Source organism: Methanobrevibacter sp., from assembly GCF_045603845.1.
Lineage (GTDB): Archaea > Methanobacteriota > Methanobacteria > Methanobacteriales > Methanobacteriaceae > Methanocatella.
Genome location: NZ_JAZUMY010000109.1, coordinates 20,432 through 35,870, shown reverse-complemented (window position 1 = coordinate 35,870; position 15,439 = coordinate 20,432). Strand labels below are relative to the sequence as shown.

At 36.9% G+C, this 15,439-nt stretch carries 17 protein-coding genes; 8 read left to right on the top strand and 9 right to left on the bottom strand.

Annotated elements, in window-relative coordinates:
• The 3 genes from ACKI2W_RS11240 to ACKI2W_RS11230 form a co-directional block, all read left to right on the top strand.
• Nucleotides 1-1,329, top strand: a 1,329-nt coding sequence (locus tag ACKI2W_RS11240; RefSeq protein ID WP_407382051.1) for an MATE family efflux transporter, incomplete at its 5' end; no start/stop codon positions are given.
• Nucleotides 1,322-1,732: a MarR family winged helix-turn-helix transcriptional regulator gene (locus tag ACKI2W_RS11235; protein ID WP_407382050.1), complete on the top strand. Its 411-nt coding sequence runs from the start codon at nt 1,322-1,324 to the stop codon at nt 1,730-1,732. The genes ACKI2W_RS11240 and ACKI2W_RS11235, both read left to right, overlap by 8 nt.
• Nucleotides 1,729-2,262, top strand: a complete 534-nt coding sequence (locus ACKI2W_RS11230) for a nitroreductase (RefSeq protein ID WP_407382049.1) — start codon at nt 1,729-1,731, stop codon at nt 2,260-2,262. Before ACKI2W_RS11235 ends, ACKI2W_RS11230 begins: the two co-directional genes overlap by 4 nt.
• Nucleotides 2,263-2,301: 39 nt before the next feature.
• Here the strand turns inward: ACKI2W_RS11230 and argS are convergent, their stop codons facing one another.
• The 4 genes from argS to ACKI2W_RS11210 are packed head-to-tail and all read right to left on the bottom strand — an operon-like array spanning nt 2,302 to nt 6,366.
• Nucleotides 2,302-4,002, bottom strand: a complete 1,701-nt coding sequence (gene argS / locus ACKI2W_RS11225; RefSeq protein ID WP_407382048.1) for an arginine--tRNA ligase — start codon at nt 4,000-4,002, stop codon at nt 2,302-2,304.
• Nucleotides 4,003-4,021: 19 nt separating this feature from the next.
• Entirely contained in the window at nt 4,022-4,444 is a 423-nt protein-coding gene (locus ACKI2W_RS11220) for a signal peptidase I (protein WP_407382047.1), read from the bottom strand.
• Between the two features lie 9 nt (nt 4,445-4,453).
• Nucleotides 4,454-5,728, bottom strand: a complete 1,275-nt coding sequence (gene hemL / locus ACKI2W_RS11215) for a glutamate-1-semialdehyde 2,1-aminomutase (protein ID WP_407382046.1) — start codon at nt 5,726-5,728, stop codon at nt 4,454-4,456.
• Nucleotides 5,729-5,736: 8 nt separating this feature from the next.
• Nucleotides 5,737-6,366, bottom strand: a complete 630-nt coding sequence (locus ACKI2W_RS11210; RefSeq protein WP_407382045.1) for a cobalt-precorrin-8 methylmutase — start codon at nt 6,364-6,366, stop codon at nt 5,737-5,739.
• A 190-nt stretch (nt 6,367-6,556) separates the two neighbouring features.
• Here ACKI2W_RS11210 and ACKI2W_RS11205 point away from each other — a divergent pair, with 190 nt between their 5' ends.
• From ACKI2W_RS11205 to ACKI2W_RS11195, 3 genes are read left to right on the top strand one after another with little or no spacing between them, the layout of a single operon-like run.
• The gene (locus tag ACKI2W_RS11205) at nt 6,557-7,198 is read left to right on the top strand and encodes a hypothetical protein (RefSeq protein ID WP_407382044.1); all 642 of its coding nucleotides are present in this window, start codon (nt 6,557-6,559) and stop codon (nt 7,196-7,198) included.
• A 1-nt stretch (nt 7,199) separates the two neighbouring features.
• Nucleotides 7,200-7,370 carry a hypothetical protein gene (locus tag ACKI2W_RS11200; RefSeq protein WP_407382043.1) on the top strand — a complete coding sequence of 57 codons (171 nt, stop codon included), beginning with the start codon at nt 7,200-7,202 and terminating at the stop codon, nt 7,368-7,370.
• Between the two features lie 28 nt (nt 7,371-7,398).
• Nucleotides 7,399-7,566, top strand: a complete 168-nt coding sequence (locus ACKI2W_RS11195; protein ID WP_407382042.1) for a hypothetical protein — start codon at nt 7,399-7,401, stop codon at nt 7,564-7,566.
• A gap of 391 nt (nt 7,567-7,957) precedes the next feature.
• On the opposite strand, the gene ACKI2W_RS11190 is transcribed toward ACKI2W_RS11195, so the two are convergent.
• From ACKI2W_RS11190 to ACKI2W_RS11180, 3 genes are all read right to left on the bottom strand, one after another.
• The gene (locus ACKI2W_RS11190; RefSeq protein WP_407382041.1) at nt 7,958-9,154 is read right to left on the bottom strand and encodes an NAD(P)/FAD-dependent oxidoreductase; all 1,197 of its coding nucleotides are present in this window, start codon (nt 9,152-9,154) and stop codon (nt 7,958-7,960) included.
• A 7-nt stretch (nt 9,155-9,161) separates the two neighbouring features.
• Nucleotides 9,162-10,481: an aspartate--tRNA(Asn) ligase gene (gene aspS / locus ACKI2W_RS11185; protein ID WP_407382040.1), complete on the bottom strand. Its 1,320-nt coding sequence runs from the start codon at nt 10,479-10,481 to the stop codon at nt 9,162-9,164.
• A gap of 232 nt (nt 10,482-10,713) precedes the next feature.
• Nucleotides 10,714-11,541, bottom strand: coding sequence for a zinc-ribbon domain-containing protein (locus tag ACKI2W_RS11180; protein WP_407382039.1), 828 nt, complete (start codon nt 11,539-11,541; stop codon nt 10,714-10,716).
• 107 nt (nt 11,542-11,648) lie between these two features.
• Between ACKI2W_RS11180 and ACKI2W_RS11175 the strand changes: the two genes are divergently transcribed.
• Both ACKI2W_RS11175 and ACKI2W_RS11170 read left to right on the top strand, forming a co-directional pair.
• Nucleotides 11,649-12,719: a hypothetical protein gene (locus ACKI2W_RS11175; RefSeq protein WP_407382038.1), complete on the top strand. Its 1,071-nt coding sequence runs from the start codon at nt 11,649-11,651 to the stop codon at nt 12,717-12,719.
• A gap of 72 nt (nt 12,720-12,791) precedes the next feature.
• On the top strand, nt 12,792-13,526 hold the full coding sequence (locus ACKI2W_RS11170) for a zinc-ribbon domain-containing protein (protein WP_407382037.1): 735 nt from the start codon (nt 12,792-12,794) through the stop codon (nt 13,524-13,526).
• A gap of 78 nt (nt 13,527-13,604) precedes the next feature.
• Here ACKI2W_RS11170 and ACKI2W_RS11165 read toward each other — a convergent pair whose 3' ends face one another.
• Both ACKI2W_RS11165 and hisD read right to left on the bottom strand, forming a co-directional pair.
• Nucleotides 13,605-14,144: an acyltransferase gene (locus tag ACKI2W_RS11165; protein ID WP_407382036.1), complete on the bottom strand. Its 540-nt coding sequence runs from the start codon at nt 14,142-14,144 to the stop codon at nt 13,605-13,607.
• A gap of 18 nt (nt 14,145-14,162) precedes the next feature.
• On the bottom strand, nt 14,163-15,437 hold the full coding sequence (hisD, locus tag ACKI2W_RS11160; RefSeq protein ID WP_407382035.1) for a histidinol dehydrogenase: 1,275 nt from the start codon (nt 15,435-15,437) through the stop codon (nt 14,163-14,165).
• Nucleotides 15,438-15,439 lie beyond the last annotated feature (2 nt).

Here is a 15,439-nt window from a genome sequence, read left to right as displayed (position 1 = left end):
CCTAAAAAGGCAATAAACAAGCTATCATTACCAATTATTGCCAGTATGTTTTTAATTTTTGCAAACAATATAATTGACAGTATCTGGGTTGCAGGACTGGGTGCAGAGCCACTGGCAGCTCTGGGATACATCACGCCGCTTTTCATGATAATCGTAGGATTCGGAAACGGTATCGGTGCAGGAGGTAATTCACTTATATCACGTTTTATCGGAGCCGAAAACAGAGCTTCAGCAAACAATGCGGCGATACACAATCTGATTTTAAGCGTTATAGTATCAATTTTCATTACAATCATTTTCCTGGTATTTATGAAGCCTTTACTCATCATGATGGGTGCTGAAAGTGTATTAAGCTATGCTATGGATTACGGATTTATCGTATTTGCATGGACGTTCGGTCTTTTAATGCCTCCGATTGTAGGCGGTGCATTCAGGGCCGAAGGAGACATCAAAAGGGCAACGCTACCTATTGCACTTGCCGCTATAATAAACATGATCTTAGATCCGATTTTCATATACACATTGAATATGGGAATTGCAGGAGCAGCATGGGCGACAGCTTTAGGACCATTCATAAGCCTGCTTTTAATGTTTTACTGGATTTTCGTAAAAAAGGACACATATTTGTCATATGATTTGAAAGACTTTACAAATGACCTGACAATGTATAAGGACATTCTTGTGGTCGGTATTCCGGCAAGTCTTGAGCAATTGGTACTGTCCGTTTTAACAATATTCGTTAATTTCATGCTCACAATCGTTTCAGGTCCGGTTGCAGTGGCCGTTTATACTGCAGGATGGAGAATAATTAACATCGGAATGCTTCCGGCAATAGGCGTTGGAACGGCAGCTATTTCAGTTGCAGGAGTGGCATTTGGAGCAAGGAAATATGAAAACCTGAGAGTTGTTGCAAGATATGCCGTAAAGGTCGCATTGATAGCTTCAATTATAGTTTGCATAATCCTCAATGTATTCGCCAATCAGATTTCATTCATATTCTCATATTCCGAAAACAGTGCACAGCTGGAGCCTCTGATAGCAAGCTTCCTTCAGTTAATGTGTCTTTTTATATTATACGTTCCCTTCGGAGCAAGCGCTGGAAATGTATTCCAGGGTGTCGGAAAGGGAACAATCTCATTTATCCTGACCACATTCAGGGAATTTATATTAGTTTTAATATTCGCTTACCTTTTGGGATTCGTCTTCAACATGGGAGAGTTCGGAATATACTGCGGAATGCTTCTGGGCGGAGGAATAGGCTCCCTGATATGTTATGCATGCATTGAACTGTATATTAACAAACTGATAAGGAGCGCTTCAAATGGATGACGATGTTCCAACCGTTCCATTGGTTTCACTACTTTACAGGGAACATGCAAAATTCTTAAATGACAGATTAAAGGATGAAAACTTAAGTTTTGGCCTTTATCCGTTGCTTATTAAAATCTACAAGCATGAAGGGATAATCCAGGAGCAGCTGGCACAATCCTTTCATCTAAATGAAAGTACAGTTACAAGAAACCTTAAAAAGCTTGAGGATAAGGGGTTCATTGAAAGGATTCCTGATAAGAGAACCAAACGGATAGAAATCACTGACAATGGCCGAAAAATCGCACAGAAAGTCATGGACCTCGATGAGTTGTGGGATGATAAAATCAAAGCTATTATTGGCATTGAAGAATATGATAATTTTTTAAATACTCTAAAAAAGATTAATGGGGGATTGTTATGAATCAAACGATTGAAGATTTAAAAACAAGAAGAAGTATACGTAAGTTTAAAGACGAACAGATTAGTGATGAGGATTTAAATACAATTTTGGAGGTCGGTACCTATGCTCCAACAGGCCGTGGTGCCCAAAGTCCAAAAATTGTTGTAATCCAAAATCCTGATACAATCAAGGAACTGTCTGACTGGAACAGAAGCTTTTTCCCGATTGAAGTTCCTGATGATATGGATCCTTTCTATGGCGCCAAAACCCTTCTGATAGTTCTGGCAGATAGTGAAATGCCTACATATGTTGAAGATGGTGCAAGTGTGCTTGCTGTTCTGGTTAATGCTGCCCATGCAGTTGGCGTCGGGTCCTGCTGGATTCACCGTGCAAGAGATGAATTTGCATCCGAAAAAGGTAAGGAACTGCTTAAAAAGTGGGGAATTCCTGAAAGATATGAAGGAATCGGTCATGTTGTTTTAGGATATCCTGATATGGATGCGCCTGAACCGCTTCCAAGAAAAGAGGATTATATTCATTTTGTAGATTAAATTTTAAAAAAAGAAATTAAAGATGAGTCAATAACTCATCTACATTTTTTCAGGAGCAGGTACTCCTAAAATATCTAATGCGTTTTTAATGGTTGTTTTTGCCCTGTCAACCAATATCAGTCTTGTGTCTTCAACGTCAGATCCGATAACTTGCTGGGATTTGTAGAATTTGTTGAATGATCCTGCCAGGTCCTGACAGTATTGGGTTATGTTGTGAACTCTTTTTTTGTTGGCGCAATCTTCAACAACCTGCGGGAACTTGGCAATCAGCCTTACCAAATCCTGTTCTGATTCATTTGGCACCCAGTCATCAGCAATTTCAAGTGATGAAACATCTTTCCCGGATTTGTCCAATAGCTTGCAGGCTCTTGCATGCGCATATTGAATTGAAGCGCAGCCTCTTTCAAAGCTTAATGCTTCATCCCATTTGAAGGTCAAGTGCTTTTCAGGGGACAGTTTTGCAATGAAGAATCTTATAGCACCAATTCCAATCTTTTCAGCCATTGGCTTAACTTCATCGTCACTTAAATCAGGGTTTCTGGATTTGATTTCTTCTGTTGCCCTTAAAATAGCTTCATCCACCAAATCGTCAACGGACACGAATTTGCCTCTTCTTGTAGACATTGATCCTTCAGGCAATGTGATGAATTCATAGAATATCACTTCAGGAGCCTTTTCCCTGAGGATTTCTTCAAAAATCACCTTCATCTGTTTGGAGGATAACTTATGGTCTGAGCCTAGGATATCCAAAACAGTGTCTCCTAAAGTGGCTTTGTATCTGTGATAAGCCAAATCTCTTGTTGAGTAAAGCGATGTGCCGTTTGATCTTCTGAGTACAAATTCCTTTTCGATATTGTAGAAAGTCAGGTCAATATAGTCAACTTCTTCATGTGATACGAATCCTTCCTTTTCAAAGTAGTTTACAAGGTCGTTTACTTCTCCGTTTCTCACGAATGTGCCTTCCCATACAAAGTCATCGTGGTAGATGTTGATTCTGTGAAGGGTGTCCCTGATTCCGGATACGCAGCTTTCAACCACATGCTCAAAGGTTTTGTTAAGCTCTTCGTCTTCACCCTTTTCATATTTCTGGATGAGTTCGCTTACCTTTTCATTTGCATTTTCGTTTTCTTCAACTTCCTTGTTGGCCAAAAAGTATAGCTTACCTATCTTTTCATCGATTTTTTCGCCTTCCTGCTCTTCGATTTTGAGTCCCATTTCAGTTATTCCGTAAACGATGATTGCGATTTGGCGTCCCATGTCATTTACATAATATTGGGTTTCAACTTCACGCCCTGCCAATTTAAGTAATCTTGCAAGGGAATCTCCAAAAATGGAATTACGGACATGTCCAATATGGAGTGGACCGTTTGGATTTGCGGAAGTGTGTTCCAAAACGATTTTTTCATCCGCTTTTTCAAGCTGTCCATAGTTTTCATCTACTCTTTTAAGCAATTCTTTTGAAAATTTTGAGTAGTCAATAAAGAAATTAACGTAAGGGCCGAAGTTTTGAACCTTTTCAAATATTTCCGGCACTTCGATTTTGGAAACCAAATCCTCTGCAACGAGATTTGGTGAAGTTTTCAATTTCTTTGTAAGTGCGAAAGCTATTGTACTTGCAAGGTCTCCCAATTTTGGGTCTGGTGGAAATTCCAAACGGAAATTCCTGTCTATCTCTTCATCATATTGATCTAATGCTTTGTTTAAAGCATCAATAGCTTGTTTTTCAATTTCAAAATACATTAACTCACCTTTATAATAATCATAATCCTCTTAACCATAATGAAAGATTTCCGATGTATGGAATAACGATAGGAGTGTCTCCCCATGTAAGGACTCTTGATTCAATCTGATCTGAAGTCACGTAATACGGATCCGTACGATTGTTATTGTCTCCCTTTATCACATACATCGTCGTTCCGTTTATTTCTACAATATTGATAATTCTGTGAATGACCGGCTGTTCAAACCAGGCAGCATTATAAACTACAATATCTCCAACTTCGACTTCACTAGCATTGAATTCGTGTATTCCGAAAAAATCGGCTTTTTCAATTGCAACAATGTCTCCTCTGTAGAATACAGGCTCCATACTTCCTGAAACGACAACATTCAGGTGTTGGGCAGCTATCAAAACAACTATGAGGATAATAGCATATGATGCAATTTCTTTGTAATCTGTCATTTTAACACCTTAAAATCTATTTTTCTTTTTGAAAGCCACAGCAAGAGCATTTTCAATGGCATCTGAAGTGTCCTGTAAATCTGCCATGCTGTGTGCGCTTGAAATAAAGTTACATTCAAATTGGCTAGGCGGTATAAAGACGCCTTCCTTTAAAAGAGCTCTAAAGTATCTTAAAAACCTTTCGGTATCGGACTTTTGAGCATCTGCATAATTGTAAACTTCCGCAGGATTCAGGTATATCTGAAACATTGATGCAAGTCCGACGCATTGGATATTGTACTGCTCATCATCGATTATTGATTCAATGTTTCCTCTCAGGAAATTGCCTTTTCTTTCCAAATCCTTATAGAACTTATCGTCCAGCTGTGATAATGTGGACAATCCTGCCTGGACAGAAATTGGGTTACCGCTGAATGTGCCTGCCTGATAAACAGGTCCTTGAGGAGCAATCAGTTCCATAATCTCTTTTTTACCGCAGAAAGCACCCATTGGAAGTCCTCCACCAACAATCTTACCTAATGTTGTCAGATCCGGAGTGACACCATAATACTGCTGAGCTCCTCCTCTTGAAGCTCTAAAACCTGTAATGACTTCATCAAATATTAATACAATGTCATTTTCTTCAGTGATTTTGCGTACAAACTCTAAAAATCCCGGTTTCGGTTCAATGCAACCGACATTACCCATAACAACTTCCATTATCAGACATGCAATGTTTTCGCCTTCATTTTCTATTAACTCGGTTAATGCTTCCTCATCATTGAATGGAACGGACAATGTATTTTTTGTGGTGTCGGTTGGAATACCGGCTGAGTCCGGAAGGCAAGCCGCACCTGATCCTCCTTTGACCAGGACATAGTCGTGGGCTCCGTGATATGCGCCTTCAAACTTGATGATTTTGTCACGTCCGGTAAAGCCACGGGCCAATCTTATTGCACTCATAGTAGCTTCGGTTCCGCTGTTACAGAATCTTACCATTTCTGCTGAAGGGATTCTGTCAACAACTTCTTTTGCAAGTCTGATTTCATTTTCAGTTGGAGCACCATATGCTGAACCGATGGTCATCTGGTTTGATACCTCACGCACAACCTTAGGATCGGCATGTCCGAGTATAAGCGGACCGTATGCAAGACAGTGGTCAATATAGGTATTCTCTTCACTATCGGTTATCTTACAGCCTCCAGCACTTTTAACGAAAAACGGATAGGGCTTAAACGCACGCACCGGGGAGTTGACTCCCCCAGGGAAGTACTTTTTGGATTCATTAAATAATTCTTCAGTCATTTTATCACTTATAAATGTTGGATTAATGAGTTTACACAAGCAACTGCTATAGGTGTTCCGCCTTTTGGACCTTCAGTAATGACATTAGGGATATTTGAATTTCTTAAGGCCTCTTTAGAATCGGCAGCTCCAACAAAACCGACAGGAACTCCCACTATTGCCTTAAGGTTAATTTCACCCTTATCGTATAGATTCATAGCTTCAAAAACAGCTGTCGGAGCATTTCCGGAAACAACTATTCCTTCAAAATCGTTTTGGCTTGCATATCTGATTGCAGCCGCCGCTCTTGTAATCTGGTGCTCTTTAGCTATTTTTTTGACTTCCTCATTTTTGATATAACATTCAACTTCACCTTCATAGCGTGTTATTCCATATTTAACCATATTGATGTCGGTAAGTATGGTTTCATTGTTTCTCAATGACTTCATTGCCTCTTCAACAAAATCATCGCTGATATGGACAAGCTTGGCATATTCAGGGTCAGCTGTTGAGTGAACTATACGCTCTACAATGTCTTTTTCAGCAGGTTTCAAATCTTTAATTTCATCACCTATAAGGCCACGGATAATCTCCCTACTTCTATTGGCAATATCAAGGCCCTGTTTAGTTGATGCACCCATAAACATTTGGTCTGTCATATTATATGTATATGTAAAAAAACAGTTAAAATATTTTAGTATTTGACATATCAATTGAAAAATTTCAAAGTGATTATAATATTACAATAAGCCAGTAAAATTGTTATTTATTGAAACTGACTATTTTAAATACTTTATTCACCAATTAACTAGTATGTTAACTATTAGAAAAAATTTAAAAACATATTTGATGTCATATATTAATGCTTTTAAAATCGATGACAGAGGAGCATTTGTGCTGCCGTTTGAACTGAAGCTCAAAGACCAGGAATTTTTGAAGTATTGCCGTCTGGATGTGGACTGGGATATACCTTCTGTATCTGGTGAGGATTTGCCGGATGAATTCAGTCAAAAAGCCCTTAAACTAGTTGACTTGTTTAGAAGAAAGACAGCACATCTTCCCTATGAATGCATGCTATTCTTTGACTATAAGACTGGAGAAATCATATACTGTTTTGTTGAGGATGATTTCGACGTGTTTATATATGATGAGATATATGAAAGCCATTTTGAAGGCAAAAATGTGGCCAGCATCCATAATCATCCCAAAGGGTTTTTGTCAGCTCCCTCAGGTGAAAATTTTCAGATATTGGAAATTGAAAATGAAGATTATGAGTTAATCTGTGGTCATGATGAATTTTGGATTTTGGAAGCAAAAGGAGTTTTTGATAAAGAGGTTGTTGAGGAAATTCGCAGTGAAGCAACAAATTTATATCTTAATTCTTTGAATTTTAAAGGTGATATTGATGATGTGTATAGTGAATTTCTGATAAAATTTATTAGTGATGAAATAAAAGATAATATTAAATTAACTAAATTGAGGTATCATTAACATGTCACCTGAGAAGCCTACTATTATTTTTAGGGATGGTTGGGATCCTATTGATTCTGCAAATCCTACTGAAGAAGAACATCGCGAAGCTGTAAAAAATATAGAATCTATTTATAGAAAAATTGGTATTATTCTTCATTTAGAGAAGTTAACTCATGTTGATTTGTATTGATGAGTTATTTTAAGGAGGTATCATTAACATGTCACCTGAGAAAGCTACTGTTATTTTTAGGGATGGTTGGGATTCTATTGGTTCCGTGAATTCTACTGAAGAAGAGAAATTAGAAGCTAAAAAGGCTATCGAAGATTTCTATGAAGAATTAGGAATAAATTTGAAACTTCAAAAATCAACTTTCATTGATATTTAATTTTTAAATTCCTATAATTTCTAATCCTTAAACCTTTTTAAAATCAGAGTCAAAAGTAGCTATTTTTGATGTATCAAATAAATATTATTAGAATTCTCCACGTCCGGATCTTTTTTTCAAATCAACACTATCAGTTTTCTCATTTACATATATTGAAAATTTTTCTAATTCTTTCAACGATTTTTGTTTATTTACTTTTACTGCCATAATTCACCTTCAATTTTTCAGTTAAGTGTATCTTCAACATCATATTTAGTTCTTTTAGAATTTTATGGAATTACAGTTTGAAATCCTTTATAAACTATTGAACTAAATGTTTTTGCTTTATTATTTTCCAAAATAATTCTCTCCTAACCTAATTTTTAATATTTGAAATATAATTTTAGATTTTTTAGATATCTGATTTTTTACTTGCAGATTTTCCGGCTAAAAAACCGGTTGAAAAAGCTATTTTTAAGTTATATCCTCCGGTAGGTCCATCCAAGTCTAGAACTTCACCGGCAAAATAAAGGTTTGGAGTTATTTTTGACTCCATTGTTTTCGGATTGATGTTTTTCAACTCAACGCCACCGACTGTAACCTTGGCCAAATCTTTGTTGAAGTCAACTATTTCAAATGTAAATCTTTTAAGATTTTCAATTAATCTGTTTTTACTTTTCTTATTTATCCTGCTCAATTGGGTATCAGAAGCCAAATCAATCCTATTCATGAAATATTCGATGAAATTTTTTGTAAGATACTCTTTAAGGTAGTTTTTGATTTGAGTTTTCCCCTTCGATGAGAAATCATCATCTAATTTTAATTTTAAACCCTCACGATTTATTGCAGGTACTAAATCAACAGCTATTTCACAATTTATATCACAGTCTCCATCCAAAATATCATAATCCAGATTCTTTGAAATTTCACTGCTTAAATCTATTATTCCGGGACCGGTCAGGCCAGCATGACTAATCAGAACATTCCCTTTAACTTTTGATTTTTTATAGGTACATTCAACATCTTCAAGGGTAATTCCGGCTATTTCACTTAAATCCTCCTTTGTAATTAACGGTGAGAGACCATATTTTATTTTGGTTAAGGGTTCATTAATTAATGAGTAGTTTTCAAGACCACATCCGGTTTGGGGATATGTCACTCCTCCGGTAGCTATTATAACCTTTTCAGCCTTAATGTCATCATTTATAACAAAATCATTAGTTATTTTTCTAACTTCATAATTTAATCGAACTTCAACATTGTCCATATGCTTTTTCAAGCCGTTTAAAACGTCAGCTGACTTTTCACTTTCAGGAAATACTCTGTTGTTGTCCTCTTCAATAAAGTCAAAATCAAAGAGATTAAACAGGTCTTCATTGGTGAAGGTGTAAAATGAGTGTTTTAAGAAATTCTTTTCATCAAAAAAAGTTAATAGCTTTTTAAGTGGTTTGTTGTTGGTAATATTGCATCTTCCTCCACCGGTCAAAAGCAATTTCACGCCAAGTGAGGAGTTTTTCTCAAGCAATACTACATTCAGGTCCGCCGGACAGGCAATTGCAGCCATCATTCCAGCAGGACCACCACCTATAATAGCTATATCATATTCCATTTTAATCTTATGGAGTTAATCTGTGTCTGTCTCTTGGGAATAGCACACATTCACGGATGTTTTCAGATCCGGTAAGCACCATAGTTAATCTGTCAGCACCTACACCCCATCCTGCATGCGGAGGCATTCCGTATTCGAATGCTTTAAGGTAGCTTCCAAATCCGTCAGGATTCAAGTCTCTTTCTTCTATTTGTTTCACAAGCAGGTCGTATTGGTGTACACGGGTAGCTCCGGAAGATAACTCCAGGTTATTGTACATTAAGTCGAATGCGTGAGCGTATTTTTCATCGTCTTCAAATGGCATTACATAGAACGGTTTGATTGCTGAAGGCCATTTGGTTAAGAAGTAGAATCCTCCCATTGTGTCGCCCAATGCCTTTTCAGCGTCACGGGATAAGTCTTCTCCCCATTCCATTTCAACGCCTTTTGCATTGATGATGTCTACTGCTTCATCGTAGGTTACATGTGGGAAATCACCGTCAGCTTCAGGCAATTCATGACCTAAAATTTCTAACTCTTCTGAACAGTTTTCATTAATGTCTGCGATAACATTGACGAGCATATCGTTTAAGACTTTCATCATGTCTTCATCATCCATAAATGAAGCTTCTGCATCAATGGAAACGGCTTCATTCAAGTGTCTTAAGGTGTCATGCTCTTCTGCTCTGAAAATCTGGCCGATTTCAAATACTTTGTCCATTCCACTGCCCATCATCATCTGTTTGTATAATTGTGGGGATTGACCGAGGAATGCTTCTTTTTCAAAGTAGGTAATAGGGAACAACTCAGTTCCACCTTCAGTAGCTGATGCTACGAGTTTAGGAGTATTGATTTCATAAAATCCATTTTCATAAAAGTAATCTCTTACAGTATGGAACATTTGTCCTTTAATTTTGAATATTGCAGATACATTTTCTTTTCTTAAGTCCAAGAATCTTGAATTGAGTCTGGTATCGATTTCAGCTTTTACCTTTTCGGTTGGATCCATTGGTAAAGGTTGATTTGATAAGTTTAACGTTTTAATTTCTTTAGGAATGATTTCAACACCGTTAGGTGCTTTTCCTGCTTCCTGAACAGTACCTTTAACTGCTACAACAGATTCTTTTCTGAAAGCTCTTAAGTCTTCTAATATTTCAGCATCCACTTTTTTGGAAGGTGCTGTTATTTGTATTCTGCCTGTTACGTCACGGATGATTACAAAGATGATTCCACCTAAATCACGGATTTCATGAACCCATCCCATGATTGTAACGTCTTCTCCAGCTATTTCCGGAGTTGTATCTTTAGCGTAATTAGTTCTTCTCCAATCATTTAATAAACCTTGCAATTAATTCACCTCAGGTTATAAAAATAAATTTTCATTATGCATTTAATTTTATATTTAATCTTTAATAAAAGTATGTTAAAATCATTTAAATCCTAATGGAAATAACATTAATTTATCAAAAAATGGTTAATTAATTTGATAGATAATTGCCCGGATGCATTATCTGTCTCAACTGCAGTAATATTTATGGCTATAAAGAATATTTGGCTTAAATAAAAAAATAGAGAAATATTTAAAATATGTCATCAACATTGACGTATTTCAATACAATATTTCTTAAAAATCTATTGGCAATAACAGATATTATCAGGCCTAAAATCATAAATATGACTATTTCATATCCGGAAAACAGTTCATAGCTGAATCTGAAACCAGTTGACATTTCAACAGCAGTGTTGGCAAAAAATCCGAATAGAAGGCCTATTATTATTCCTGAAAGGCCTGAATTGAGAATATCCTTGAAAAATGATGCGAAAAATCCAACGCCTAGGAATATTGCTATTATTAAAAATATCGGGTATGTCACTGATTGAAATCCGATCAATCCGGCTACAAATGAAAGAAGTATTCCAAGTACAAATGTAACTGCAAATCCTAATATTGACACTAAAATTAATCTTTTAAAGTTAATGCTCCGGATAATTCCGTTAAATGAATATTCATCAACTTCAATCATCTTTCCACAATTGGAACAGAATATTGCTCCATCCTCATCCAGTTTCTCATTACAGTGCGGACAATATTTTTCTTCTTTTTTTGAGTCTTTGGAATCTGTTTTTTCTTTCTTATCTTTGGACTCTTTTTTATCAGAGGTTTTTTCATCTTTTTCTTTTTTAGAGTCCTTATCCTCTGTTTTTTTATCTTCTTCCTTTTTATCTTCTTTTGCAGGGGTCTCTTTTTCATCTTGCTCTATTTTTTTACCGCATTCAGAACAGAAAAGAGAACCTGCTTCTACTTTAGATTGACAGTGAGGACATGTTATTTCTGATTCTAATTTTTCACCGCAATTCGGACAAAAATTAGTGTCAGCTTCCTCTCCACAATTTGGACATTTAACCATTTTTTCAACACCTATTTTCATTACGATACGAACAAACAAATTTTATATAATACTAATCTATAAATATTTATGTGTATAAATTATATATAATTTAGGTGATTTTTCTTATGAAACTTAATTCTCACATTATTTTTCTTATTGTAATCGTTGGGATTATTACAGCAGGTGTTGTTGGCGCAACACTTCTAAACAACGGTTCCATGAAACAGGTAGACTTTGATGGTATAAAAGTGGATGTACCATCAGATGCGGATTTTGTAAAAACGAATGATGGTTATGCTGACGCCAAGTATGGTATTACCATCCATCCATTCAAAAATAATGCTTCAGCAACTAATTACCTGAAAAGCGTAACAGGTGCTTCTGTAATAGCTTTAAAAAATCAGCCTCCACAATCAGTCGCATTTGTTCAGGGTGATGACACAAATGTTTTAGTCACAAACGGTGCGGAAGCTATTGCAATTGGGGCAAAAGACCAGTCTTTAGTATCCGACATGTCAAATAGTGTTGTTTTCTCAAACCATCAAAAGAGTGTTAAGCCAAAAGTTAGCATTCCAGGAATTGTGGCACCTCCACATCTGGAAATGGACAATGACTTCTATCTAATCAAAGATTTAATGATTCAGGTAAACACCGCTGAATTTAATTTGGCAATATTTGAGGCAAATATCACTCCAGTTATAAATGAATATAATTTAGCTGTCGACCAGGGCACTATAGATGAGTACACTGCAGATGAATTTGTACAGGATACCGCTTCAGAAGGTGCAGTTGCCAATAATGAAAACACTTCACTTTTAGATAATCAGGAAGTTTCAAGTATAGTAAGTTCAATCGGTTCAGATGATTCCAGTGCAGGTTCTGCTGCCGGAGGAGATGTTGAACAATCTAATGATGCTTCTATTCCTTCCATTTCATCTGATTCTGTATCAAGTCCTTCTGGTGATGGAGGTATTATCGCATCCGGTGATGATTCCTCAACAGCTAGTCAAGACAAGCTGACTCCCGATGAAATCAAGGAACTTGTTCAACAGGCATTGCCTACAGGATATACTATTACTAAAGTAAAGGATGAAGGAGATTATTACTTAATTTCCATAAAAGACACTACAGGGCATGTTGAAAAATTGAAATTTGATGCATACACTGCTCAAGAAATTAAAGACCCGGAAATTTAGTGTTTTCTTAAAAATATTTTAAATAAGAAAAATAGAGTAATTAATTAGAAAAAAATTATTTAGAGGTATTCTATGTATTGTCCTAAATGCGGGGAAGAAATCAAAGACGGTTCAAAATTCTGTAAACATTGCGGCAGTCCAATCAAACAGAGAAACGCTGCAAATGAAACTTCCAGCAATGTCAATGTTTCATCAGGTGATGATGATAAAACTAAAAAAATCATTATTGGTGTTTTAATAGTGGCCATTGTTGTTTTAGCTATTGTTTTCGTTGGTTTAGGCACTGGAATGTTTAATGGGGATGCATCTGACGCTCAAGCTCAGCAAGCTACTGACGGCGGTCAGGTTCAGCAGTCCACTCAAAGCTCACAGCCTGTTTCCTTAAGCAGTTTTCCTGTTAGTCAGGCTCCAGCGTTAGCTCAGGCCATTAAGAGTTCTGGGGGTAATTTCCCGGTACAGTTCCAGTCACTTTCACTGTCAAAAGCACAATGTCTGTATATTCTTTCAAAATCAATTGCCTTAATTGGCAACGGTGATCCTGATGCTTCAATATCTGTGGGAGATCCTTCATATGCTGCTCATCCTAGCGGAAGAGATAATTCACAGACCATTGCACGTGAAAACTATGTTGATATGAGCAATAGGTTCTCATCATGGATTGAAAGAAATTCAGCTGTTCCAAATTATGTTGGTATATACACAGGCGGTGTAGCTGACATTTCACCATCAAGAATGTTGGATATATGTGTTAGCATTTTGATAGATTATGGAAACACCCATAATTTACCGGCATCAATAAACGTTTAAGTGATTCTATATCACTTATTTTCTATTTTTTATCAATTCCTATATCTTAAAAAATAATATGGGATGGTTAGTTAAGTTTTAATCGAATTTTTCTTTATCGAGTGTTTTAACCACACGTGCGGGTGAACCTACAACAACAGCGTAATCGGGCACGTCCTTTGTCACTATTGCTCCGGCACCGACTATTGCATATTTTCCAACCGTAACTCCAGGCAATATGCTTGCCCCAGCACCAATCCATGCTCCTTTTTTGATTAGAATAGGTTTGCAGATTAATACCTGTCTGTCATATTCGTCATGATTGTTTGAGAGAAGCTGAACGTTTGCTGCAAGCATAACTTCGTCTTCTATTGTTATTCCGCCTCTTGCCATCAAAAGGCTGTTTGAATTGATGAAAACATTGTCACCAATTTTGATGTGGTCAAATGCGGCTCCAGCTATTGGGGCCATGATTGAGCTGTTTTCACCCAGATTATCACCTAATAACTCTTTTAAAAGGGCATTGTATTCATCACTGTTCGGCAATGTGTGATTTAGCTTAAATACGATTTCAGCCATTTTGCCAGCTTCAATCAGTTCTTCCTGTGTCATTTCACGCATATCCACTAATTCTTCCATATAATCACCTTTAAATCATTATTTTTCCAGTCTTCTTTTGAATGAATCTGAATGAGCGAAAAATCCTTCATATTCAGCAATAGGCACTGAAGTTTTGGAAAGCTCAGCCAAACCCTCTTTTGTTAATCTTTGAACTGTAGGCTTTTTGATGAACGCTTCGGTTGAAAGGCCGGAATACATTTTTGCACCACCGCCTGTCGGCAATACATGATTTGTTCCGGATCCATAGTCTCCTGCCGCCACTGGAGAATATTTTCCTAAAAAGATTGATCCTGCATTCTTGATTTGTGATAATGTTTCATCATCGTCTTTTGTGGATATGATTAAATGTTCAGGAGCATATTCATTTGTAACATGAACAGCTTCATCGAATGTAGTAGTGATAATAATTTTTCCACTTTTTGACAATGACTCTTCAATGATTTCGCGTCTTGGAGCAATTTCAGTTAATTTCAAAACATATTCATTGACTTCATTAGCCAAATCCTCATCATCTGTCACTAAAAAGCAGGATGCGTTAGGGTCGTGTTCTGCCTGAGCCAAGATGTCAGTTGCTAAAAATTCAGCTTCTGCACTTTCATCTGCCAGAATCAATACTTCTGAAGGGCCTGCCGGAAACTCAATGTCCACCTGGCCGTAGACCAGTTTTTTAGCTGCCGTCACGAAAATATTTCCGGGACCGACAATCTTTTCGACTTTAGGGATGGATTCAGTTCCATAGGCTAAGGCTCCTATTGCTTGTGCTCCGCCGACCTTGTAGATTTCATCAGCACCTGCAATGTCTGCTGCAACAAGTATCGCATCCAAAATTTTTCCATCCTTTTGTGGTGGTGTTACACAGACTACCTTTTCGACGCCAGCAATTTTAGCCGGAATAACGGTCATCAGTATTGAAGACGGATATGCTGCTCTTCCACCTGGAATATAACATCCTGCAGAGTTAATTGGCCTAATAATCTGGCCTGCTACAATTCCAGGGTTAACTTCAATTTCCCAATCATTAGGGATTTGTTTTTTATGAAACTTTTCAATGTTTTGTGCGGCCTGTTTTAAAGCAGTCAATAAGGAATCCTCTAAAGTATCATAAGCTTCCCTGATTTCTTCTGGGGAAACTTTCAGGTCTTCAACCAGAACACCATCAAATTTTTCAGTATAGGATTTAACGGCTTCATCACCGTTATTTTTAACGTTATCCAATATCTCAGACACGGTATCTAAAACGTTATTGACGTCCTGTTCTGACCTTTTGATTATTTCGGACAGGTCTATTTCTTCATATTTTAATATATCCATCA